The organism is Candidatus Kosakonia sp. 282A-S69 (genome assembly GCF_029433855.1).
Lineage (GTDB): Bacteria > Pseudomonadota > Gammaproteobacteria > Enterobacterales > Enterobacteriaceae > Kosakonia > Kosakonia cowanii_A.
Genome location: NZ_JAROAU010000001.1, coordinates 807,089 through 829,600, shown reverse-complemented (window position 1 = coordinate 829,600; position 22,512 = coordinate 807,089). Strand labels below are relative to the sequence as shown.

The following is a 22,512-nucleotide window of genomic DNA, read 5'->3' as shown; positions in this document are numbered from 1 at the left end:
TCATCGATCCGGTTGATTAAGCAGCGAGCGGCAGGCTGAAGGGAGCGGAGCGGAGAGCACTTCCGGGGTTTTGAATACCCATTGCTCATAGCGCTCGGCCGGTTTGAAGTTCTTTATCTCAGGCGGAAAGAGCATACGGCGCAGCGGCTTACCGCGGCCTTTGCTGAAGACGCCAACCCAGCGCCCCTGCTTGTCGTAGCTCATTCCCCAGTCACGCGTGCCGGTGAGCGGATCGGCAAACCACTGGCGCAGATGCGCGACGGGCTTTTTATCCCGGCTGTCGCGCAGCAGATCCTCAAAACCGAGCGGGAAGCAGCCGCTGCCGTTTTTCTGATAACGGTGGATCGCATTGCGGATCTGCACGCCGCGAAAAAAGAGCTCCTCCTCCTGCTGCTGCCGAAAGCGCACTTCGCGTGAGCGGGTCTCTTTCAGCAGGGAGAGCGACAGCACGGTGAGCATCAGCAGCACCCACAGATAGGTGAAACCGCCCTCCGGCTTACTGCCACTCATTTTCCTGCTCCGGCAGCGAGGGCGAAGTGACATCGACAATCTGATCGTTCTCGTCACGCTTCACCTGCCAGTTATCGCGCCGCTGGGTCACGGGATCTAACGGGATAGCAAACAGATACCCCTGCTCGACCAGCTCCTCCAGCCGCTCCGGCCCGCTGAGACGATCGTGACGCCAGGCGGCAATCGCCGAACGCAGGGCATTGCGGTTGTGCTGCAACACCACGATTTTGGCGCGCTCGGTTTGATTGAAAAAACGTGGCGCTACCAGTGTCATCAGCGTGGCGATAATCGCCATCACCACCAGTAACTCAATCAGCGTAAAGCCCTTTTCACCACTGCGCATACGGCACTCCATTCAGTCCGGGCTGCATGCTGGTGGAGCTGACATCCCAGATATCCTTCCCGCCAGTGCTTTCGCCGGGAGCCTGCGTCGAGGCGCGCAGCCGCCAGGTTTCACTGTTCGGCTTGCCTTCACAGTCGCAGAAGGGATCGCGCGGAATGGCGCGCAGCAGGTAGATCTTCTCCCGATTGGCCGACTTTTTATTGTTCACCCCGTCCACCAGTTGATTCAGCGACACCGGCCAGTTGGACATATCGGCCTCTTTTTCAATAATTCCCTCTTCACTGAGTTGAGCATAGCGATCGAGGGCAGTGCGGATCTCGCGCAGCGCCACGCGCAACGCCTCTTCGTTGCGCTGCTGGAGCTGACGCTGGTAAATCGGGATCGCGGCGCTGGCAAGCGTCGCGAGCAGCGCCAGCGATACCAGCATCTCAATCAGCGTAAACCCATTGCGCCGTGCCATTACTGCTCGCCTTTAGCAAGCGTTGGCATCGGCACTTTTTTCCTCGCCGGGAAGGAGGCCGGCGGCGTCAGCGGTGGCGGGGCAAAGTGCGAGACTTCAGGCGTCTCCTCTGCGGCTGGCGGCAGGTAGGCGCTCTCACCCGGCGCATCTTCGCTGCCCATCTCGATGGTGTTGATGTGGGTGCCTGGCAGGTCGATGCTGCGCTCAATGGTGGGCGTGATCAGTAGTACCACTTCGGTCCGCTCATGGTTACTTTCATGGCTGCCGAAGAGTTTGCCGAGCAGCGGCAGCTCTGCCAGCCCCGGCAGGCCGTTCAGCCCTGCGCTGTCGCTCTCTTTGATCAACCCTGCCAGCATTTGCGTTTCCCCATTCTGGCTGCTGAGCACGGTGGCCGCGTCGCGGTTGTTGGTGCGATAGTAAGCGACGCCATCTTTCGAGTGCTCGGCGCTGCCAATGGTGCTGAGGTTAAACTTCACATCCATCGAGATGGTGTTATCGACGCTGATATCCGGCGTAACCTCCAGCTTCAGGCCAACATCCTGATACTCAACCTGCTCTTGTGAAAAACCCTCGGAGATGCTGCTGGTCAGAACCGGGATGCGCTCGCCAATCTCCACCACCGCTTTTTTATTGTTTTTCACGCGGATGCGCGGGTTAGCCAGCACGCGACCATGGGAGCGGATCTTCTGCATATTGGCGCTCAGCCCCTGGCCAGAACCGAGATTGACGAACATATTATTTTTATTCAGTGCGTTAACAGCGATGTTGCTGCTGCCGGACTCAACGGCGTTAAAACCAATGCCAACCTGCCCGGGGAAGTTGATGCCAAAGCTTTCGACATCTTTGGCGTCCACTTCCAGCACCTCTACCGCCAGCGTCACCTCCGCCTCCGGACGGTCGAGAGTCAGCAACAGCTGCTCGGCTTTTTCAACGCTTTCACGCGGGCCGCGAAAGGTCACCGAGTTGGTTCGCTCATCAACATGAACATCGCGCAGCTTGATCAAATTACGCAGCGCCACGTTCAGCTCTTTCGCTTTGGCGTATCCGAGAAAGACCGTTTTTACCACCGTATCGCGGTAGAGCTTCTCTTTCTGCAACGTGGCGGGATAGATCAGCAGCGTGTTGCCATTAAGGATCTTTTTACGCAGCTGATTGGAGAGCAGCAGCAGATTGAGGGCATTTTCCGCACTGGTATCGTGGGCGATCAGGCTGGCCGTTGCTGCATCTGAGACATCCTTATCGTAGATAATATTGATGCCGGTAATCTGGCTGATGGCGGCGAAGATCTCCTTCAGATTATGTTTGCTGAAGGTAAAGCTAACGGGCTTGCGCAGCTCGCGCTTCATCTTCTTCTCCGGCTGATTCTGCACGGCTATTACACGCATAAGATGGTCACGCATCTCTGCCGCCTGCGGCCAGCCCGGCGACTCCTCCAGGATCTGCTGGATTTTAGCCAACGCCTGCTCCGGGTCGGTCTGGTACTGCGCCATCGCCTGCTGGTAGAGCTTATCCAGCACGCGCAGCCGGTCTATTTTCTGTAATCCCTGTAGTGCGACAAAGTGGCCGGGCTGATAGCGCAGCACCGATTGCCACGCGCGGCTTGCCGCCAGATAGTTGTTTTTCGCCGCCGCCTGGCGGGCAGCGGTGATATAGCCCTCCACCAGTTGTGTCACCAGCAGCTGCCGCTGCGTTCGCAACTCAACATCCTGCGGGTGGCGCTTAAGCTGGCTATCGACACGCTGCAACGCATCAAGCAGCGACGCCGTATTGACGGGCCCGGCCTCTTCCGGCGCAACCGGCTTAGTGCTTACGCAGCCCGCCAGCAGCGCAAGGGCGCATACCATAGTGAGAATCGGTTTTTTCATTGTGTTGTTACGGCTTGTGTAGTCAAAGAGTTAAGGCTGATGCTGTATGGCTCATGCCCCGGTAAGGATTCAAAAAGCAGGCTGCCCTGCGCCATCGCCTGCAGTCGCCACTCGGGCGTGATCAGACCGCCAGGCCGGATATACCCCGCTTTACGACAGGCGTCACAGATCAGCCATTGACGTGCGCCATCCGTCAGGATGACGATGCGCATATCTTTGCGGACCCACAGCCCCACGACGCGAAAAGGAAAGGTGACGCTCTGTACCTTCGCCACCGGCGCGGGCGCTTTCGCGACCGGCACGTTATAGACGGGAAAGAGATCGGCAATCGCGCTGGCATCATCCGTGACGCGTAGCGAACGGGCCTTCGCCTGGCGCGGCGGGCGGATGTCCTCTGGCGCAGCCTGGCTCATCCCGGCTCCGCTTTGTGATTCCTCATCGGTGAAATGCACCCAGGTAAGCAGCCCGGCAGTCAACAGCAGCAGGATTTGCAGGTATCGCGGCAGTTTCATTACGCCTCCAGACCAGATGCAAGGCTCAGCGTTAACTGCAGCGTGATCAGCAGGTGGGCGCTTTCCGGGCTGGCGCGGCTGATGGCGAGCCTGTCGACGTGAAATATCAGGCTCTTACTCATCGTGATAAGGGAGCGCGTTAAGTTCTTCCACTCGCCCTGCAGCGGAATGGTCAGCGCCAGCGCGCGTTGACGCCCTTTTCCGTTTTTACCGAATTGATACCGGCTGCCGTCAACCTGCAGGTGATTCTGCTGAAAAATGTCAAAGACCGCTTTCACCTGTTGATACTCGGTATCGTTAAGCGTTCGCTGTAAAGTTGCCGCGCTATTTTCAGGCTGAGGAGAGAGCGCCAGCGGTTTATCTAACTGCAGCTCCAGCTGTGCATTTTCAGAGACGAGCTGGCGCTTCTCCGGGGCGATCGCAAATTGCCAATAAACGACGATCATCAGGGGCAACAGCGCCGCCAGCAGCGGTGCCCTGCCCGTTTTTTCCACCAGAGAAGCCAGCGACCAGCGTAGATAAGGTAAAGAGAGGGAAAATCTCATAAGTTCACTCAGAGCCGGGGGTTAAGGGTATAGATAACGATTAACGTGGCGTCGACCGCCCATTTCTGGCTGAGCTCCTTTGACGGCGTATGGTTTTGCAGCTCAACCCGCGCCGGAATCGCCTCCAGACGGGTGCTGAAATCGAGCAGCGCCTCAAGCGACATCGCTTTTACCTGCAGCCGGACCACTTTTTTCGCAGGCTCGACGCTCACATTCATGATTGCCACATCGGGCAGGAGTAGTTTCGCCAGTGGGTTCAGCATCGCCACGACCTGCATGGCGGCACTCGCATCCGGCTGATGCTTTTTCATGCGCGCCGACAGGCCGCGGACAATTTCATCCCGCTTTGCCACCGTCTCCAGCAGCCGCTGATGCTGGCGCTGCAGCGCGTCGCGCTGTTGATAATCCTTCATGCTTACCAGCAGCAGACCGCCGCTCAGCAGCAGCACGACCCCCATTACAGGCCAGGCGGCGCGTGGCCGATGTTGAAAACAGGGAGCAGCCCAACCTTTACAAGCCGAAATGGAAAACATCCTTACTCCCCCGGCACATCGATAGCGTTAAGAAAGTAGTGCGGAACGGCAGCGTCCAGCCCCATTAATCGCGCGGTGCGGGCGACCTGCTGCTGCGGACTCACCCCCGTGTCATTGTGCAGACACCACGCTTGCTGCCACTGCCCGCGCTGGCGCGAGACAAAGATCGTCGCCTGCTCATCGCGCAGGCAGAAGAGCGCATCGGCGGGCAGCGCGCCGCGCCACGCGCGAAGCTTATGGTGCAACGCGACATGAATACCGCCTACACGCAGCCTCCATTTACGGGCGGTGAGCAGTAAGGCTTGCCAGAGCGCTTCATCAATGGCTGCCGCCAGCGCCGTTGCGCCGAACTGCACCGAGATAAAGGCGGTTTTACACGCCAGAACGTCGCGCCAGAAAGGTTGCCTGGCAGCCTCGGTAGCGGCGAAGCTGCGTAGCTCCTCCGGCGTGCTCAGCCCGGGCTGCCACGGCACGGTAAAGTAGTGAATCCGGCTGCTGCTCAGACAGAAGCTGAGCTTTCCCCACCAGGGCATTGCTAAGGCATGACCACGTAATAGCTGGTCGAGCGCCTCATCCAGCCCACACTGCGCGGTTAACGCCTGTTCGCCGAGCACCCGGTCGCCCCGGCGAAGCACCAGCCGTTGCGGGTGAATCTCGCACTGCAACTCAGGCGGGAGGAGTGATAACACGGTTAATCTCCGAAAAAGTGGTTTTGCCCTCCAGCACCGCGCGAATGGCAACGTTATGCAGTGGGACAAAGCCTTCTGCTAAGGCAATTTCGCGCATCTGGCGCACCGAGGCCCGCATCTGAAGCGCCTCTTTCATTCTGTCGCTGAAGGGCAAAACTTCCGCCAGCGCCAGCCGACCGCGAAAACCGCTCTGTCGGCAGGCCGGACAGCCGCGCCCTTTACGCCACACCGGCGTGAGCGTGTTAAGCGCGCTCTGCTGCCACTGATGCAGATCCTCTTCACTCGGTTGCGCCTCCTCCAGGCACTGCGGGCAGATACCGCGCACCAGCCGCTGTGCCAGCACGCCGCGCAGCGCAGAGAGCAGGCTATTGGCATCAACGTTCATATAGAGAAAGCGTTCCAGCACGCTGAATACATCGTTGGCGTGCACGGAGGAGAGCACTAAGTGGCCGGTGAGCGCAGCCTGCACCGCGATACCGGCGGTTTCGCTGTCGCGGATCTCACCGACCAGAATGGTGTCGGGATCGTGGCGCAAGATGGCGCGCAGGCCACGGGCAAAGGTAAGCCCTTTTTTGTCATTGACGGGAATTTGCAGCACATCGTTAAGCTGATACTCGACCGGATCTTCAATGGTGATGATCTTATTATCACCGGTGTTCAGCTCGCTCAGCGCCGCGTAAAGGGTGGTCGATTTGCCGCTGCCGGTCGGCCCGGTGACCAGCACCATGCCGTGCGGCTGGTGGGTTAACAGGCGAATTTCGCGCAGCGTATGGTCATCAAAACCCAGCGTCTCAAGGCTCAGGGTGCTGCTGTGGGATTTGTCGAGCACGCGCAACACCGCATCCTCACCATGAATCCCCGGCACCACCGAGACACGAAAATCGACCGGCCGCTGATGGATCATCGCCTTGAAGCGCCCATCCTGTGGAATACGACGCTCGGAAATATCCATACTGCTCAGTACCTTAATGCGCGAAATAATCTGACCGGACGCCTGGATACCCGGGCAGTGACGAATGGCGTGGATGACGCCATCGACGCGGTATTTGACCGCCAGGCCATCCGGCGCGGCGCTGAGGTGAATATCGCTGGCGCGGCTCTGGATCGCATCATAGAGGGTGGCGTTAACCAGTTTGATAATCGGGTTGCTTTCACTGGCGATATTGCCGGGGGTGATCTCAAGGATCACCTCATCCTCGCCCTCTTCACTCCCCTGCTGTTCAAGCTGATCGAGTGTGCGCTGCTGGCGGGTCAGCGCCTCAAGCTGCTCGCGTAACCAGCCCGGCGAGGCGATGGCAAGGGTCACCGGTAGCCGCTGCGCCCACTGGCGTAGCGCCAGCGAAAAGGGGTCGCTCAGGAGCAACCAGTGCCGGTCGCGCCAGCACACCGGCAGGACATGCATCGCCAGCGCATCATTGAGTGCGACATGCTGAAAATCGACGGTGACCTCCTCCTCCGCCTGCGGCGTAAACAGCGCGATACCGAGGGCATCAGCCAGCGCGGGCAGCACAGCAGCATCGGTCTCGATTTGCTTTTCAAACGCCTCGCTGCGCTGGGCTTCATCAACCGCCAGCAGGTCATCAATCAGGGCGGAAATTTCCGGCTGCGACATCATCAGGACATACTCCCGGCCATCTCAAAAATGGGCATGTAGAGGAGAAACACCACCAGACCGACGATGCCGCCGACGATCATCATCAGTAACGGCTCAAAAACGCGGGTAAACGTATCGATGGCGCGCTCCAGCGCCTCGTCATAAAAGCCCGCGATGCGTTCACACATACCGGCTAACTCCCCGCTGCGCTCGCCCACCTGCAGTAAACGCATCGCTACCGGGGTGGTTAAATGCTGGCTCTCCAGCGATTCCGAGACGCTTTTACCCGCCATTACATGCTCCACCACGGTGTTGAGCTGTGAGTGGTGGCTGACCGGGATCACCGACTGAGCAAGGCGTAACGCGTGGGTAACCGGTACGCCCCCCTCCAGCAGCAGGCCGAGAGTGCGATAGAAACGAACCAGAATGGTGAGGAACTGCTGCTGGCGAAGCTGGGGGATTTTCATGGCGGCTCTCAGCAGCAGCTGTTTGGTCAGGCTCTGCTTAGCCAGCACAATCAGCGTACCGAGCGTGACAATGGTGCCCATCAGCAGCTCCGCGCCGGAGTGTTTCACCAGCTGACCCCACCATAAAATCAGTTCAGCGCTGCGGCTGGGGGTGTTAACGCCTTCAAACACTTGTGAAAAGCTGGGCACGATAAAGCCCAGCAGGAAACAGATAATCAGGCCGCCTACCGTCAGTACAATCAGCGGGTAGGTTAAGGTACCGCGAATGCGTTTACGCAACTGCTCAAGGCGCTGTTCATAGAAGTGGTAGCGTTTCAGGGCGCTAGCCAGCTGGCCGGTTTGCTCTGAAGAGGCGACGGTATTCACTAATAGCGGCGGGAAAATGTCGGGTTGAGCGGCCATCGCCTGCGATAACTGGCTCCCGGCGTAGAGTTTCTCCAGCAGACCCTCCAGCATCTCCAGCGCCTGTTCATCGCTGGAGCAGGCGCAGAGGGTCTCAATCGCTTCGGTCACCACCAGCCCGGCATCCAGCAACGCCATCAGCTCCTGAATAAAGAGCGTCAGCGAGACGCGCTTTGTTGAGTGTTGCGCCTGTTGCGCCACGCGCAGCACCACATAGCCGGCCTGCTGTAATTGGTGTCTGGCTGAAATGGGCGTATCGGCCTGGGTGCGAATTTTTTTTCGTTTACCCTTTTCTAAATAGGTCACTTCCCAGGTGCTCATTTTTCCCATGCCGCGAACTCCTTATCGTTCCTTTTCAGCGACTGATAAATACGCGCCACTTTTTGGCTATAGCGCAGGCGTGCTAAATGGGTTTTCTTATTACGGGCGTTCCCGGCGTTATAAGCGCCAACCGCTTCCCAGTTATAACCAAACTGGCGAATTTGCCCGGCCAGCACCCAGGCACCCGTTATCACGTTTTGGCAAGGGTTATTAATAAGCGAATGTGCGGTGATGTTGTATTGCTTAAGCTGTGCGAAATGCTGGCTGTTTATCTGCATCAGGCCGACATCCGTGGAGCCATTTCGGTTTTTATGCACCACCGTTGGCGATAATCCTGATTCAACGACAGCAATCGCTTTTAATAATGCTGGCTCAATACCGTAACGCGCGCCCGCACGTTGCCAGCAGTGGGCTTCAGCGCCATGCACGGCCAGCAGAGTGAGTACCAGCATTAACCGAATCATTATCAGAAGCCGTAGACAATGGCCTTGCCATTATTATCAGTGGTAGAAATATCCACTTCGAATACGCTTTGCGATTGTCGGCTCGGGTTGTGCCACTGGTAAGCTTTACCCCATGGGTCATGAGGAATTTTTTGCGCCAGATAGGGGCCGTTCCAGTTATTAACGTTATCGGGCTTTTCAACCAGTACATTTAAACCCTCAGCCTCCGAAGGATAGCTGCCGGTATCCAGCCGATATTGCGTTAATGCGTCCGCAAAGGCGTGCATCTGGCGTAGTGCGGTTTTTTCTTTCGCCTGATCAACATTAGAAAATAATTTCGGGCCAACGAAGCCGGCCAGCAGCGCAATGATCATTAATACCACCAGCAGTTCGAGCAGTGTAAAACCCTGCTGCTGATTAATCTTAAGGCGTTGTTGATTATTCATGATTCACGTGTTCGCTCAAAGAATTGCCGTTTACCATGTCTATTCTCCCCCGATGCAACAGAGACGAAAGCCGATTGCTCCCGTAGCGTTCAAGAATGCTCTACGCGCGCAAGGAATTCTCTTTTGGGTAAAAGGCCGCTGATTTTTCTTACTGGTCAGATAGAAATAACATCAGGAACGCCGTATGGTGCTTTTGTACTCTTCATTCCTACAGGACGTTGGGAGGATAATTAATGCCAATTAATATATTGATTGCTGATGAGCATACGATAATACGCCGAGGAATGACCTCGATGATTAACTCTCTGAAGGCCAGTAATATCAACACTGAGAGATTAGATATCGAGGTTGTTGGCGACACACATGAACAAACAGAACTGCTGAATATTCTCGCAAATAAACAAGTTGATCTGCTTTTCCTTGGCTACGGACTGACGACAATAAAAACCGGTAGCCCCTTATCAGAATTAGATGGTATCGCGCTGGTAAAATGGATTTCAGGCCGTTATCCCAAAACAAAAATCATCTTCTTATCCCCGTATAACAACACCAACCTTATTCGAATCGCCCTTGAGGCCGGTGCAAAAGGGTATATCAGCCGTAATACCAGTGAACGCACATTATGGCGCGCGATGGCCACGGTATTAATGGACGAAGTCTATATTGAGCGCGGTTTAATGGACTCCCTTTTCCGCCGCGATGCCATCACGCCACAGGAGCTCTCGACGCGCGAAAGTGAAGTCTTACGCCTACTCTGCCGGGGGCTCTCGTTAACTACCATCTCCAGACGCATGAATATCAGCATAAAAACGGTGAGCGCCCATAAGCTGCGGGCAATGGCGAAACTCAATGTGCGAACAGACTGCCAGCTCTACTGCCTGCTCTTCCAGACGCGGATGTTTGATATTGCGATGTAACCGGAAAGCCAGCCATCTCACTCCATATCACCGCCGCCCGGGCATGATAAAACAGGGCCATCCACGTTGCTGTATGGCCCTGTTTTGTCTGCTGCGCGTTACTTCACTTCGCTCCAGACTTCATGCTCGCCTGGCTGGTTGCCCCGCGTCCACCAGCGTGCCTGATACTCTTTCCCCTTCCACGACACCCTGTCGCCGCTCACATAGATAGCGTCGTTCTGCCACTGTGCCGGGAGTTCGCTCTGGGGATCGTCCTCCGGCGCAGGGGCGTTTTGACCGCCGAAATCGACGTCAATCACGTTGTAAAAGGTGGCGCCCGTATCAGCAACGTCCCATGCCGCAAGGATCACATGGTAGCCCTGCCGTTCGGGAACGGTGCACTCATGCGGCACATCCGGGCCGGTGCTGGGCTGAATGTTCTTCCCTTCGATATGACAAAATGGTTTTGTTTCAAAGGCGGCGCGCGTGAGCGGCTGCGCGGGATTCCAGTCACTTTTCGTCAGGTAGTAGTCCCATGATTTGCTTTTGTGCGGCGCGGTATAGGTCCAGGTGAAGGCGTGTTTGCCCGCGCTGATAGGGTGTTTCGCCCAGCGCGTTTCACTCTGCTCATCCAGCCGCCCCATTGACGCTACCCCCGCGCTGGCGATATGACCATCCGCAGGCCCTTGATCGGCAGCGGGAAACCCATCAGGCCCCTCAACGCTCTGCATCTCATACAGCGGACCGCTGCCACACTCTTTATTTTGATACCCCATGTTGGCATTACACATATAGGCGCGTGACGCCGGGAGAGAGACATAGCCATGCGCCAGCGCACCGCCTGCCATACATAATGTCATAACCGCCAGGCCTATTTTTGAATAATTCATACGTACTCCTTTTATTAGTGAAATAGATCCACAGCGTTAAATTAAATAGTTATCACCCCAGCAGTAATATCAACTTTCCTTTATCCCTTCAGAGCCAGCGTAATAAGGCGAGGAAAATTCCCATTCAGAACAAATAAAAAAAAGCCGCAAAGTGAATATTGCGGCTAAAACATAAAAGACTAACTCAACTAGAATTTACTCAACTACCTGCCACACTTCATTCGTTCCTGGTTCATTACCGCGGGTCCACCAGCGCGCTTTATATTCCAGCCCCTTCCAGGAGACTTTATCGCCTCCGACATAAATCTTATCGCTCTGCCACGTAGCAGCCACTGAGCCATTATCCGGCGTATCCGGGTCGGTGGCGCTGTTATCCTCCGGGTTATGCGAAATGGTGATCGTTAACGGTAGCGAGTCATGTTCACCATCGTTTACCGTCAGGGTAAAGACCAGCGTGCTCTTCTCTTCCGGTGCGTTGAGCGTAAAGCTCGCCTTCTGCTGGTTAGCACTGCTCAGCGTGACATGTGGACCTGAAACCTGTGTCCAGGACCAGCTCAGTGGCGCTCCCTCCGGATCGGTTGAGGCAGATCCATCGAGCACAACGGTGGCGGCACCGGTGACCTGCTGCGGATATGCTGCTTTCGCAACGGGAATATGGTTCTCCACCTGTGGTGCATCGCCGCCCGCCGCCTGTTTCATCTCATTGATGTAGCTCACCTGGTCGGCAAAGCTCAGCTGAACGTTATTAGATCCCAACGCCCAGACGAAGACACCGCCGTAACCCTGCTCTGCCTGCCAGGCCGCACGGGTCAGGTTATTCTCTTTGGACTCAACATAGCGGCCATCCGGCCCCCACTGGGAGTTGATGGTATTGCCGAGAATGATCTTCTTCTTATCGCCTACCGCACGGGCGTAGTTGGCCATCGCAACGTTATAGCGGAAACGCGGACCGGCGTCATAGGTCATAACATTAAAGAAGTCGAACACATCGCGCCCGCCGGTGAGCAGTGACAGCACTTCACCGTGATGTGCAGAGCGGGCATCCTCAATAAAGGAGCAGTTTTCCATCACCGATGGGTTGGCGCAGGCTTCAGGATCTGCGCCGACGTGATAGGTAGTCAGGCTCAGCAGCTTGCCGCTGTTCGGGCCGAGCAGCGTCCTGACACGTTTCGCCAGCATAAGCAGGTTTTCATTCTCCTGCGGCGTCAGGCGGGCCACTTTTTCATAATCGAAATCGATGCCGTCCAGCTGAACCGTGCCTGCTTTCTGGTAGCTCGCCATATTGCAGGTGTTGTCCCAGTTGGTGCTTAAACAGCCGCCCACGATCTCTTCCGGCTTCATATCCTTTTTGTAAACCGGGAAGTCGGTGTTCAGCAGTTTAACCAGCCCCTGAGCAATCTTTTCCCGGCTCGCCGGATCGGCAAGATGAGCCCACATACTTTCATACGTTTCCCCGCCGAAAGCGACCAGCATGCGTTTAGAGGGCGCTGCCAGCTTGGTCTGTGTCCAGGACGTGTAGGAAGGGGAGAGCCAATAAGCATCGTACTCGGCAGGCTTGATGATGTTGTCAGAAGAGGCGATATCACCATTCTGATCCCAGCCGCCAAATGAGAGGAAGAAAGTGTCAACATTGGACTTCTCTAACTGAGTCGCGGCATCTTGTGGAAGACCCCATGATGTCAGGTAACTCATGGTGCGGTTATTTTCAGCCGCTAACACAGATTGCGTGAGTAATACTGAGCCAATCAAGAGAGCTAAAGAGAGCTTTTTCAATGTAACCTCCTGTTACAGGGTAAGTAATTATTCTGTCCTCCATGTTAATCCCGGCGATAAATAATCCTATTAGCGCTCTCTTTGCTGAGTTGAGAAGCGAGAAGCGTAAGCAAGGAAAATTCCTGGCAATAAGCGATACGCTTTTTTAGTCGCTGATCGGCGCCGCGTTTATATTATCCATTTTGCAAGTTCCTGCTGGCTGCAGGGTTTAAACAGACAGCCATCCATTCCCGCGTTTTGGCACTGCGCAATAATGTCTGGCTGAGCAATAGCGGTAAAACCCAACAGGGTCGCCCGGGAAATAGCCTGCTGCTGCTCCTGAAGACGAATTATTTTTGCCAGCGTAAAGCCATCCATCTGCGGCATATTGCAATCCATCAGAATGTAATCAAACGGCTGCCGGGCATGCCATTTTGCCAGCGCCTCATCTGCGCTTTGCGCTTGCGTCACCTGATGGCCGAGCTGTTCGAGCTGGTGGCGCAGCAGCAGCAGATTTGGCCGGTAATCATCAACTATCATCACCCGCTTGCCCGTTGCGGTTGCACCCGGCCTCTCCTGCAGGGCTGTCTGCGCCGGGCAAGTCTCATCGGACAACGGTAACGTGAGTTGCAGCGTGACGCGGGTACCTTTGCCGGGCGTGCTGGCCAGGATAAGTTCTCCTGCCATTAATTCGCACAGCGCCTGACAGATGGCGAGGCCAAGGCCCGATCCCTCCTGCACGCGATCCTTACAGGAGCCGACCTGGGTGAAAGGGGTGAAGAGCCGCGCCTGATGCTCTGGCGCAATGCCGGGGCCGGTATCAGCAACGGTCAGCGAAACCGCGATTTGCCGCTCATCGGTTACATGGTGGGAGAGCGTAATGCGGATCTCCCCTTCGCGCGTGAACTTAATGGCGTTACTCAGCAAGTTGGAGAGGATCTGCTTGTAACGTGAGGGATCAATCAGCACCGGGCAGCGTGCGCCGCCGACAACCGAAAAATGGGTAGCAAGCTGCTTCTGTTCGCTCGCCTCCTCAAAGAGCTGCACCACGGAGCGGGTCAGGCTCACCAGCTCCTGCGCAGAGGGGGCAAGGGGCATATGGCCCGACTCAATGCGCGACAGATCAAGAACATCACCGACTAACGCCAGCAGATCTTTTGCCGCATCGTATGCCACCTCCAGCATCGGCTGGGGATGTTGCGTCTGCGCATTCTGTTTGATCTGCAACTCCAGGATGCCGAGGATCGCATGGAGCGGCGTGCGGATTTCATGGCCAATGATAGCGAGGAAGTGGTTTTTCATAAGGCTTGCAGCCGCCGTCTCATTGCGCGGCAGGTTGCGGATGCGCTTTCTGCGCTGTGCGTACCCGTAAACCAGTAAGAGGAGAAGCGCCCCCATACATATGGCGCTCAGCAAACCCGCATCATGCCAGCGTGCAGAGAGCGCGGCATACGCAGGCAGAGAGAAGAAAAACAGCCCCGGCACACAAGCGAGCCACGAGAGGCGATAAAAAGTAACGCTGCGCACGATCTGCTCCGCTTTAAAGAGATTCACCAGCAGGAAAAGGGAGAGCTATTTAACCGTCAGCATCACGTTACCGGTGCGCGGATAACAGCCTCTTACATTGATGAAGCGACGCAAACAGCACTGAAATAAAATTGATGCGCATCTTTTCGCTCTCCTGCGTGGTTATAACACCGCTTTCCAGCAGTGCAGGCAGGCGCTCCATAATGATGCAGCTTCGTCTGGCGCGGCTGATGCCCAGCAGATGCCAGGAGGATTTCATTCGGTGGGCGATATCAGCAATTGTCGTGAGCGGCGTCTGCACAGGCAGAGTGGTGAGGTGGCAAATATCCTCTTTAAGCGCCTGAATAAGCACTGGGATCATCGCATCAATAACCGCCGGTTGCTCGCCTGCCAGCGCATTTAGCTCCCTGAGATCCACCGCCTGCGGCGCGGCACAGGGCAAGGTTTCGGTTATCGGTAAGGCGACAAGCCGATCAAAGCCGTTAAGATGCAGCAGAGATCTGTTTAAGGTCTCCGGGGTTGCGCTGCAGGCCAGCAGCAGCCCCGGCGGCGCGAAGGTGCCCGCCAGTTCGGCCGCCAGCACCCGGTTGATAAGCATCAGGCCTGGCTTGAGGTCGTGGGTTAAATCCACCATCAGGGCGTTCCAGCAGTGACGGCGCAGCGCGCTGATAGCGGATTCGCTCTCAATAACTTCGATCTTATTAAGAACATCCACCTGGCACTGCTGCGTTAACAGCCTCTGTTGCGATGCGTCAAAGGTAACGAGCAGGTTGGCTGGGATCTTCATCTTCACTGTCGGCAATCAGCTGGCCAGCCCAAGCTGTTGCAACTGTTGATAAAGTTCATATTCGGAGGTGACGCCCAGCTTGCGCATCGCGCTCTTCTTTTGTGCGCTGACGGTCTGTTTGGTGCGATTAAGGCGGGTGCTGATATCGCTCACCGTTAAGCCGCGCAGCAGCAGACGCAGCACTTCGCTCTCTTTAGGCGTCAGGCTGATGCCTGCCGGGGCGGGTACATCGGCAGTGGGTTTGCTGGGTGCAAATGTGCCGGTAAGCCCTTTTATAAAATGCACTAACTCCGTTGAGAGACCCGCTTTGCTGAGCACACCATGCACGCCAAGCTGCCGTAACGCGCGCTGAATACCCGGGTTATCAATCATCGTCACCACAATAATCAGCAGTTCAGGCCAGCGCCGTTTAATTAACTGAATCAGGGCGAGGCCATCGTTATATTTATCCCCGGGCATACTGAAATCGGTAATCAGAATATCGATATCATCACGTTCAAGCTTGCTTATTACGTCATCGGTGGTGAGCGCCTCGTCAACGATATGATATTGCCCGGCAAGCGGTGAGAGTAATGCGCGCAACCCCATTAAATAGATGGGGTGATCGTCAGCTATCAGGATCTTTTTTTCCATTACCATGCTTACGGGTTTTCAGGTGGCATCGTTATTACAGGAGTGGCGGCTACTCTAGCAAAAAACCTCCCGGTGCAGGATGAATATTTATTAGTAATATCGGGAGGGAAATAAACAGAAACGCGAAATCGATATAAATATTAGATGGAAATAATTAACCAATAAATTCTACGAATATTTCAGGCAAAAAAAACCGCAACATTACGCTGCGGTTTTTTATTATTGCCCGTCTGTTACGGCAGAATCGAGGGCTGATCCGCCCCCTCTTTTTCCACTTTCTGTTGCAGGAGATGCTCGCGCTTCATCCCAAGTTTCAGCGCCAGCGCTGAAGCAACATAGATGGAAGAGGCCGTACCGATAGAAACACCAATCAGCATCGTCAGTGAGAAGCCTTTCAGCATCGCGCCGCCGAAGAGATAGAGCATCAGGATCACCACCAGCGTCGTGCCGGAGGTGATCAGGGTACGGTGCAGCGTCTGCGTCAGTGAGATGTTGAAGATCTCATACGGCGTACCGCGACGGATCTTACGGAAGTTCTCACGGATACGGTCCGAAACCACGATACTGTCGTTGAGCGAGTAACCGATCACCGACATCAGAGAGGCCACGATGGTCAGATCAACCTCGATCTGGAACAGCGACAGCACGCCCATGGTAATGATGACGTCGTGCGCCAGCGCGATAACCACGCCCGCCGCCAGGCGCCATTCGAAACGGAAACCGACATAAACGAGGATGCTGATCAGCGCCACCAGCAGCGCCATGCCGCCGGTTTGTGCCAGATCCGCGCCAACGCTCGGACCAACGAACTCAATACGCTTCACGGCGGCATTCTGGCTGGTCGCTTCGTTAATGACGCTCACCACTTTGCTACCCAGCAGCTGCCCGCCGTTATCGCTCTGCGCTGGCGGCATGCGTACCATGATGTCGCGGCTGCTGCCGAAGTTCTGCAGTAGCGGATCCTGGAAGCCCGCTTTCTCCAGCGCTTCGCGCATGACGTCCATATCCGCCGGTTTCTCCAGCGAGATTTCGATAACCGTACCGCCGGTAAAATCCAGGCCCCAGTTAAAACCGCGAATGCCCATCACAATGATGGAGAGGATCAGCAGCCCGCCGGAAATGATAAAAGCCCAGTTGTCCCAGCGCATAAAGTCCCAGACTTTACGACCATGGTTCAATTGTTCAACAGTATAATCCTGTGCCACAACGCACTCCTCAGATAGACAGCTTGTTAATGCGTTTGCCGCCGTACAACAGGTTGACGATGGCACGGGTACCGACAATAGCGGTGAACATGGACGTCGCCACACCGATACCGGTGGTGATAGCAAAGCCTTTGATTGAGCCAGTACCCACCGCGTAAAGGATAAGCACTTTGATCAACGTGGTGATGTTGGCATCGAAAATGGACGAGAACGCGCCCTGATAACCTTCGTGAATCGCCTGCTGCACGGATCGTCCGTTACTCAGCTCTTCTTTAATACGTTCGTTTATCAGTACGTTAGCATCCACTGCCACCGCAAGGGTTAGCACGATCCCCGCAATCCCCGGCATGGTCAGCGTGGCACCCGGCAGCAGCGACATAATGCCGACAATCAGCACCAGGTTCGCCAGCAGCGCCGAGGTCGCAATCAGGCCAAACTTCTTATAGAAGAAGATCATAAAGATGATCGACACCGCCAGACCGGCCAGACACGCTTCCAGACCTTGCGTGATGTTCTGCGCGCCAAGGGTTGGGCCGATGGTACGCTCTTCCACAATCTGAATCGGCGCAATCAACGCACCCGCACGCAGCAGCAGCGAGAGCTGACGTGCTTCGTTGGCGTTTTGGATACCGGTAATACGGAAGCTGTTACCCAGGCGAGACTGGATATTGGCGATATTAATCACCTCTTCCTGCTTCACCAGAATTGCGCGACCGTTGGCATCCTTTTTACCGCTGTCTTTGTACTCCACAAACAGGGTCGCCATCGGTTTATTGATGTTGTCCTTGGTGAAGTTAGACATGATGTTACCGCCCGCGCTATCGAGTGAAATATTCACCTGCGGTACGTTGTACTCATCCTGGCTGGAGGTCGAGTCGGTAATGTGGTCGCCGGTGAGGATTACGCGTTTGTACAGCACAACTGGCCGTCCATCACGTGTCTCTTTCACTTCGGAATCACCCGGTATACGACCATTTGCCGCAGCTGAAGCGTCGACATTGGTATTAACCAGACGGAACTCAAGCGTGGCGGTCGCGCCCAGAATCTCTTTCGCACGCGCCGTGTCCTGAATACCCGGCAGTTCAACCACAATGCGGTCAGCGCCCTGACGCTGCACCAGCGGCTCGGCAACGCCAAGCTGGTTGACACGGTTACGCAGGATGTTGATGTTCTGCTGAACAGCATATTCACGGGCTTCGCTCAGACGCGCATCGCTCATCACCACGCGCAGCACGTTGTCGCCCTGATTAGAGAAGACGAGATCGCGATGACGGCCGGTCAGGTAGTTATTCGCCTGGTCGCGCGCCGCGCTGTCGCGAAACTGAATGCTAAGACCATAGTTATCTTCCTTACGCACGGTGGAGTAAGGAATGCCTTTTTCCCGCAGATCGCTGCGCAGGCTGTCGATATTCTGTTCCTGCAATTTACCCAGCGCCGTTTGCATATCCACTTCCATCAGGAAGTGAACCCCGCCACGTAAGTCGAGGCCGAGTTTCATCGGTTCCGCTTTAATGAGGGAGAGCCAGCGAGGCGTGGCTGGTGCAAGGTTGAGCGCGACAACATATTTGTCGCCTAATGCGCTGAGCAGGACTTCACGCGCGCGCAGCTGGGTGTCGGTCGATTCAAAGCGGGCAAGAACCGTGCCCTCTTCCATCGCCACAGACTTCCAGCGGATCTTTTCTTTTGTTAGTTCGTTCCGGACCTGGATCAGAGTTTGTTCGCTGGCGGCGACACCGCGCGCGCCAGAGATCTGAACAGCCGGATCCTCACCATAGAGGTTGGGAAGTGCGTAAAGCAGGCCGACGATAAGGACGACGACCAGCATGATGTACTTCCACAAAGGATAACGGTTTAACACGGCAGTTCCCTTTGGGAAAAACGAAAATTACAGCGCCTTCATGGTGCCTTTCGGCAGAACGGCAGCTACGAAGTCACGTTTGATTACCACTTCAGTGGTGTCGTTCAGTGCGATAGCAATGTAGCCGGTTTCCGCTACTTTGGTTACGCGCCCAACCAGGCCACCGTTGGTCAGCACTTCATCGCCTTTCGCGATGGAGTCCATCAGCTTTTTATGCTCTTTGGTACGTTTTTGCTGCGGGCGCAGGATCATGAAGTAGAAGATCAGACCAAATACTACCAGCATCAGGATCAGAGACATCGGGCTGCCCTGCGCCGGTGCGCCTGCTGCCGCTACCGCGTCAGAAATAAAAAAGCTCATTCAAATTCCCTCATTATTAAATTAATCAACGTTCAAAGGTGGAACCGGTCGACCCTGACGCTGGTAAAAATCTGCTACGAAGCTCTCTAATTTACCCTCTTCAATAGCCTTGCGTAAACCAGCCATTAAGCGCTGATAGTAGCGCAGGTTATGAATGGTATTGAGACGCGCGCCCAGTATTTCGTTGCAACGATCAAGATGATGCAAGTAGGCGAGCGAATAATTGCGACAGGTGTAGCAATCACACTCGGCATCGAGCGGGCTGGTGTCGCTTTTATATTTTGCGTTACGGATTTTCACCACGCCGTTGGTCACGAACAGATGGCCGTTACGCGCGTTACGCGTCGGCATTACACAGTCAAACATGTCGATACCACGACGCACGCCTTCGACCAGATCTTCCGGTTTACCTACGCCCATCAGGTAACGCGGTTTGTCTGCGGGGATCTGCGGACAGACATGCTCCAGAATGCGGTGCATATCCTCTTTCGGTTCGCCCACAGCAAGACCGCCGACAGCGTAGCCATCAAAGCCTATCTCTACCAGACCTTTGACGGAGATATCGCGTAAATCTTCGTAAACACTGCCCTGAATAATGCCGAACAGTGCGTTTTTGTTACCCAGCCCGTCAAAGCGGTCGCGGCTGCGTTTTGCCCAGCGCAGAGACATCTCCATTGAGCGTTTGGCGTAGTCCCAGTCCGCCGGGTATGGCGTACATTCGTCAAAGATCATCACGATATCGGAGCCGAGATCGTACTGAATCTCCATCGATTTTTCCGGATCGAGGAAGATCGGATCGCCGTTGATCGGGTTACGGAAGTGAACGCCCGCTTCGGTAATTTTGCGGATATCGCCGAGGCTGAACACCTGGAAGCCGCCGGAATCGGTGAGAATTGGCCCTTTCCACTGCATGAAGTCGTGCAGATCGCCGTGGAGCTTCATGATCTCCTGACCCGGGCGCAGCCACAGGTGGAAGGTGTTACCCAGAATGATCTGCGCGCCGGTGGCTTCGACCTCTTCCGGGGTCATCCCTTTCACGGTGCCGTAGGTGCCAACAGGCATAAACGCCGGCGTTTCAACCACACCGCGCTCAAACACCAACCGGCCGCGGCGGGCGCGTCCGTCGGTAGTATCCAGTTCGAATTTCATCTTTTCTCCAACACCAGATAGACAGTCTGATGATTACTCTCTGTTGCGGACTCACTCCACAACCTCAAATTAGCCAATCCACACGCAAAGCGTTATTGGCGCAGCCAGTCCGGACGCGGAAAGCATGCAGCAACCGGAGCATACACGCAGTACGTGAGGGGTGCGAGCACAGCTCAGGTCCAGAATGGCAAGTAAATCGCCCCGTTAAGGGCGCTCTAAAATCGCTTGCGGATTGTACGTGATAAACATCGCATCCCCGTAACTAAAAAAGCGATATTTTTCAGCAACTGCGGCGCGGTACGCATTCATAGTGTGTTGATACCCCGCAAACGCAGAGACCAGCATAATCAGCGTCGATTCCGGCAGATGGAAGTTGGTGACCAGCGCATCAATCACTTTGTATTGATAACCCGGATAGATAAAGATCTGCGTGTCGCCAAAGAAGGGTTCGATCAGTTCCGCTTTTGCCGCCTGCGCGGCGCTCTCCAGCGAGCGCACGGAGGTCGTCCCGACCGCTACGACGCGGTTGCCGCGCGCTTTTGCCGCCAGCACCGCATCCACCACCTCTTGCGGCACTTCGGCATATTCGGAGTGCATGATGTGATCTTCGATACTATCAACGCGCACCGGCTGGAAGGTCCCCGCGCCCACGTGCAGGGTGACAAAAGCCATCTCGATACCCTTGTTGCGCAGGCGCTCCAGCAGCGGCTCATCAAAATGCAGACCTGCCGTCGGTGCAGCAACGGCACCAGGTTTCTGGCTATAGACCGTTTGATAGAGTTCGCGGTCGGCGTCTTCATCCGGGCGATCGATATAGGGCGGCAGCGGCATATGGCCAATGGCGTTAAGGATATCGAGCACCGGGCGCTCATCGTGGAATTCCACTTCAAACAGCGCATCGTGGCGGGCGACCATGGTGGCCTGAATATCTTCCGCATCGCCCAGCAGCAGCTCTGCACCCGGCTTCGGCGCTTTAGAAGCGCGAATATGTGCCAGAATACGTTTGTCGTCGAGCATGCGCTCAACCAGCACTTCAATCTTGCCGCCGCTGGCTTTACGCCCGAAAAGGCGCGCCGGAATAACGCGGGTGTTGTTGAACACCAGCAGGTCACCCGGGTTGAGCTTATCGAGCAGATCGGTGAAAGTACCGTGCGTCAGCGCGCCTGTTGGGCCATCCAGCGACAGTAAGCGACAGCTGCTGCGCTCAGGCTGTGGATAGTGGGCAATCAGGGATTCGGGTAACTCAAAGGAGAAATCGGTAACGCGCATGACACTGACTCGAGACATAAAATAAGAGGCGGGTAGTCTAGTGCCCACGCCCCTTCGCTGCAACCGTTAGCCGCTTTTGGATAAATAATAGAGATGAATTTTTTAGCGCACCTGCACCTTGCCCACCTGGCGAACAGCTCCCTTGCCGGTAACCTGCTGGCGGATTTTGTTCGCGGCAACCCGGAGGACCTCTACGCACCGGAGGTGGTGGCAGGGATCCATATGCATCGCCGTATTGACGTGCTGACCGACAACCTGCCGGAGGTGAAAACCGCCCGCGAGTGGTTTCGCCCCGAAACGCGGCGGGTCGCGCCGATTACGCTGGATGTGATGTGGGATCACTTTCTCTCGCGCCACTGGGCGCAGGTCTCACCCGACATCGAACTGACGGATTTTATCCGCTATGCCCATTCGCAGGTGGCGACCATTCTGCCGGACTCACCGCCGCGCTTTGTGAATTTGAACAATTACTTATGGTCGGAGCGCTGGATGGAGCGCTACGGCGAGATGGCATTTATCCAGAATGTGCTCAACGGCATGGCGAGCCGCCGGCCGCGGCTGGAGGCGCTGCGCGACTCCTGGCAGGATCTTGACGCCAATTATCACGCGCTGGAGACGCAGTTTTGGGCGTTTTACCCGCGCATGATGGCGCAGGCGCGCGCGGGGACGCTGTAAACGCCGTCACGTTTGGCATTGCCGGATGGCGGCTCGCGCCTTATCCGGCCTACGGATTGGGTGCGATCTGCATTGCCGGATGGCGGCTCGCGCCTTATCCGGCCTACGGGTTGGTGCGGTCTGCATTGCCGGATGGCGGCTCACGCCTTATCCGGCCTGCGGGTTGGGTGCGATCTGCATTGCCGGATGGCGGCTCACGCCTTATCCGGCCTGCGGATTGGGTGCGGTCTGCATTGCCGGATGGCGGCTCGCGCCTTATCCGGCCTGCGGGTTGGGTGCGGTCTGCATGCCGGATGGCGGCTCGCGCCTTATCCGGCCTGCGGATTGGGTGCGGTCTGCATTGCCGGATGGCGGCTCGCGCCTTATCCGGCCTGCGGGTTG

The 22,512-nt window shown here is 56.0% G+C and carries 24 protein-coding genes; 2 read left to right on the top strand and 22 right to left on the bottom strand.

Annotated features, from left to right (window positions below):
- The 12 genes from PU683_RS03590 to gspG all read right to left on the bottom strand — a co-directional run bounded on the left by PU683_RS03590 (position 1) and on the right by gspG (position 9,130).
- Complete coding sequence (locus PU683_RS03590) at positions 1–510, bottom strand: hypothetical protein (RefSeq protein ID WP_277170161.1); 510 nt, start codon at positions 508–510, stop codon at positions 1–3.
- Positions 497–853 carry a type II secretion system protein gene (locus tag PU683_RS03585; protein ID WP_277170160.1) on the bottom strand — a complete coding sequence of 119 codons (357 nt, stop codon included), beginning with the start codon at positions 851–853 and terminating at the stop codon, positions 497–499. Before PU683_RS03585 ends, PU683_RS03590 begins: the two co-directional genes overlap by 14 nt.
- Positions 840–1,313, bottom strand: coding sequence for a type II secretion system protein (locus PU683_RS03580; RefSeq protein WP_277170159.1), 474 nt, complete (start codon positions 1,311–1,313; stop codon positions 840–842). Before PU683_RS03580 ends, PU683_RS03585 begins: the two co-directional genes overlap by 14 nt.
- Positions 1,313–3,178 (bottom strand): secretin N-terminal domain-containing protein, encoded by a 1,866-nt coding sequence (locus PU683_RS03575; protein ID WP_277170158.1) that lies wholly within the window; start codon positions 3,176–3,178, stop codon positions 1,313–1,315. Before PU683_RS03575 ends, PU683_RS03580 begins: the two co-directional genes overlap by 1 nt.
- Complete coding sequence (locus PU683_RS03570; RefSeq protein WP_277170157.1) at positions 3,175–3,690, bottom strand: hypothetical protein; 516 nt, start codon at positions 3,688–3,690, stop codon at positions 3,175–3,177. Before PU683_RS03570 ends, PU683_RS03575 begins: the two co-directional genes overlap by 4 nt.
- Entirely contained in the window at positions 3,690–4,235 is a 546-nt protein-coding gene (locus tag PU683_RS03565) for a hypothetical protein (protein ID WP_277170156.1), read from the bottom strand. Before PU683_RS03565 ends, PU683_RS03570 begins: the two co-directional genes overlap by 1 nt.
- Positions 4,236–4,243: 8 nt before the next feature.
- Complete coding sequence (locus PU683_RS03560) at positions 4,244–4,693, bottom strand: hypothetical protein (RefSeq protein ID WP_277170155.1); 450 nt, start codon at positions 4,691–4,693, stop codon at positions 4,244–4,246.
- A gap of 77 nt (positions 4,694–4,770) precedes the next feature.
- Positions 4,771–5,457 carry a hypothetical protein gene (locus tag PU683_RS03555; RefSeq protein ID WP_277170154.1) on the bottom strand — a complete coding sequence of 229 codons (687 nt, stop codon included), beginning with the start codon at positions 5,455–5,457 and terminating at the stop codon, positions 4,771–4,773.
- Entirely contained in the window at positions 5,435–7,072 is a 1,638-nt protein-coding gene (locus tag PU683_RS03550) for a GspE/PulE family protein (protein WP_277170153.1), read from the bottom strand. The genes PU683_RS03555 and PU683_RS03550 overlap by 23 nt, the downstream gene beginning before the upstream one ends.
- The gene (locus PU683_RS03545) at positions 7,072–8,250 is read right to left on the bottom strand and encodes a type II secretion system F family protein (RefSeq protein WP_277170152.1); all 1,179 of its coding nucleotides are present in this window, start codon (positions 8,248–8,250) and stop codon (positions 7,072–7,074) included. The genes PU683_RS03550 and PU683_RS03545 overlap by 1 nt, the downstream gene beginning before the upstream one ends.
- The gene (locus PU683_RS03540) at positions 8,238–8,693 is read right to left on the bottom strand and encodes a lytic transglycosylase domain-containing protein (protein ID WP_277170151.1); all 456 of its coding nucleotides are present in this window, start codon (positions 8,691–8,693) and stop codon (positions 8,238–8,240) included. Before PU683_RS03540 ends, PU683_RS03545 begins: the two co-directional genes overlap by 13 nt.
- Before the next feature lie 14 nt (positions 8,694–8,707).
- Entirely contained in the window at positions 8,708–9,130 is a 423-nt protein-coding gene (gene gspG, locus PU683_RS03535) for a type II secretion system major pseudopilin GspG (protein WP_277170150.1), read from the bottom strand.
- Positions 9,131–9,363: 233 nt separating this feature from the next.
- Between gspG and PU683_RS03530 the strand changes: the two genes are divergently transcribed.
- Positions 9,364–10,047 (top strand): LuxR C-terminal-related transcriptional regulator, encoded by a 684-nt coding sequence (locus PU683_RS03530; protein WP_034814117.1) that lies wholly within the window; start codon positions 9,364–9,366, stop codon positions 10,045–10,047.
- Positions 10,048–10,145: 98 nt separating this feature from the next.
- On the opposite strand, the gene PU683_RS03525 is transcribed toward PU683_RS03530, so the two are convergent.
- The 10 genes from PU683_RS03525 to queA all read right to left on the bottom strand — a co-directional run bounded on the left by PU683_RS03525 (position 10,146) and on the right by queA (position 21,456).
- Positions 10,146–10,916 carry a lytic polysaccharide monooxygenase gene (locus tag PU683_RS03525; protein WP_277170149.1) on the bottom strand — a complete coding sequence of 257 codons (771 nt, stop codon included), beginning with the start codon at positions 10,914–10,916 and terminating at the stop codon, positions 10,146–10,148.
- A gap of 195 nt (positions 10,917–11,111) precedes the next feature.
- The gene (locus PU683_RS03520; protein ID WP_277170148.1) at positions 11,112–12,608 is read right to left on the bottom strand and encodes a glycosyl hydrolase family 18 protein; all 1,497 of its coding nucleotides are present in this window, start codon (positions 12,606–12,608) and stop codon (positions 11,112–11,114) included.
- A gap of 249 nt (positions 12,609–12,857) precedes the next feature.
- Complete coding sequence (locus PU683_RS03515) at positions 12,858–14,195, bottom strand: ATP-binding protein (RefSeq protein ID WP_277170147.1); 1,338 nt, start codon at positions 14,193–14,195, stop codon at positions 12,858–12,860.
- 67 nt (positions 14,196–14,262) lie between these two features.
- Positions 14,263–14,982, bottom strand: a complete 720-nt coding sequence (locus tag PU683_RS03510; RefSeq protein ID WP_277170146.1) for an Hpt domain-containing protein — start codon at positions 14,980–14,982, stop codon at positions 14,263–14,265.
- 15 nt (positions 14,983–14,997) lie between these two features.
- Positions 14,998–15,615: a response regulator gene (locus PU683_RS03505; protein WP_277170145.1), complete on the bottom strand. Its 618-nt coding sequence runs from the start codon at positions 15,613–15,615 to the stop codon at positions 14,998–15,000.
- 233 nt (positions 15,616–15,848) lie between these two features.
- Positions 15,849–16,820, bottom strand: a complete 972-nt coding sequence (gene secF, locus PU683_RS03500; protein ID WP_277170144.1) for a protein translocase subunit SecF — start codon at positions 16,818–16,820, stop codon at positions 15,849–15,851.
- Positions 16,821–16,830: 10 nt separating this feature from the next.
- Positions 16,831–18,678 carry a protein translocase subunit SecD gene (gene secD / locus PU683_RS03495; protein ID WP_277170143.1) on the bottom strand — a complete coding sequence of 616 codons (1,848 nt, stop codon included), beginning with the start codon at positions 18,676–18,678 and terminating at the stop codon, positions 16,831–16,833.
- A gap of 27 nt (positions 18,679–18,705) precedes the next feature.
- Positions 18,706–19,038: a preprotein translocase subunit YajC gene (gene yajC / locus PU683_RS03490; protein ID WP_187801500.1), complete on the bottom strand. Its 333-nt coding sequence runs from the start codon at positions 19,036–19,038 to the stop codon at positions 18,706–18,708.
- A 21-nt stretch (positions 19,039–19,059) separates the two neighbouring features.
- On the bottom strand, positions 19,060–20,187 hold the full coding sequence (gene tgt / locus PU683_RS03485; RefSeq protein ID WP_023481912.1) for a tRNA guanosine(34) transglycosylase Tgt: 1,128 nt from the start codon (positions 20,185–20,187) through the stop codon (positions 19,060–19,062).
- 204 nt (positions 20,188–20,391) lie between these two features.
- On the bottom strand, positions 20,392–21,456 hold the full coding sequence (gene queA, locus PU683_RS03480) for a tRNA preQ1(34) S-adenosylmethionine ribosyltransferase-isomerase QueA (RefSeq protein WP_277170141.1): 1,065 nt from the start codon (positions 21,454–21,456) through the stop codon (positions 20,392–20,394).
- 93 nt (positions 21,457–21,549) lie between these two features.
- Here queA and acpH point away from each other — a divergent pair, with 93 nt between their 5' ends.
- Positions 21,550–22,131 carry an ACP phosphodiesterase gene (acpH, locus tag PU683_RS03475; protein WP_277170140.1) on the top strand — a complete coding sequence of 194 codons (582 nt, stop codon included), beginning with the start codon at positions 21,550–21,552 and terminating at the stop codon, positions 22,129–22,131.
- The last annotated feature ends 381 nt before the right edge of the window (positions 22,132–22,512 follow it).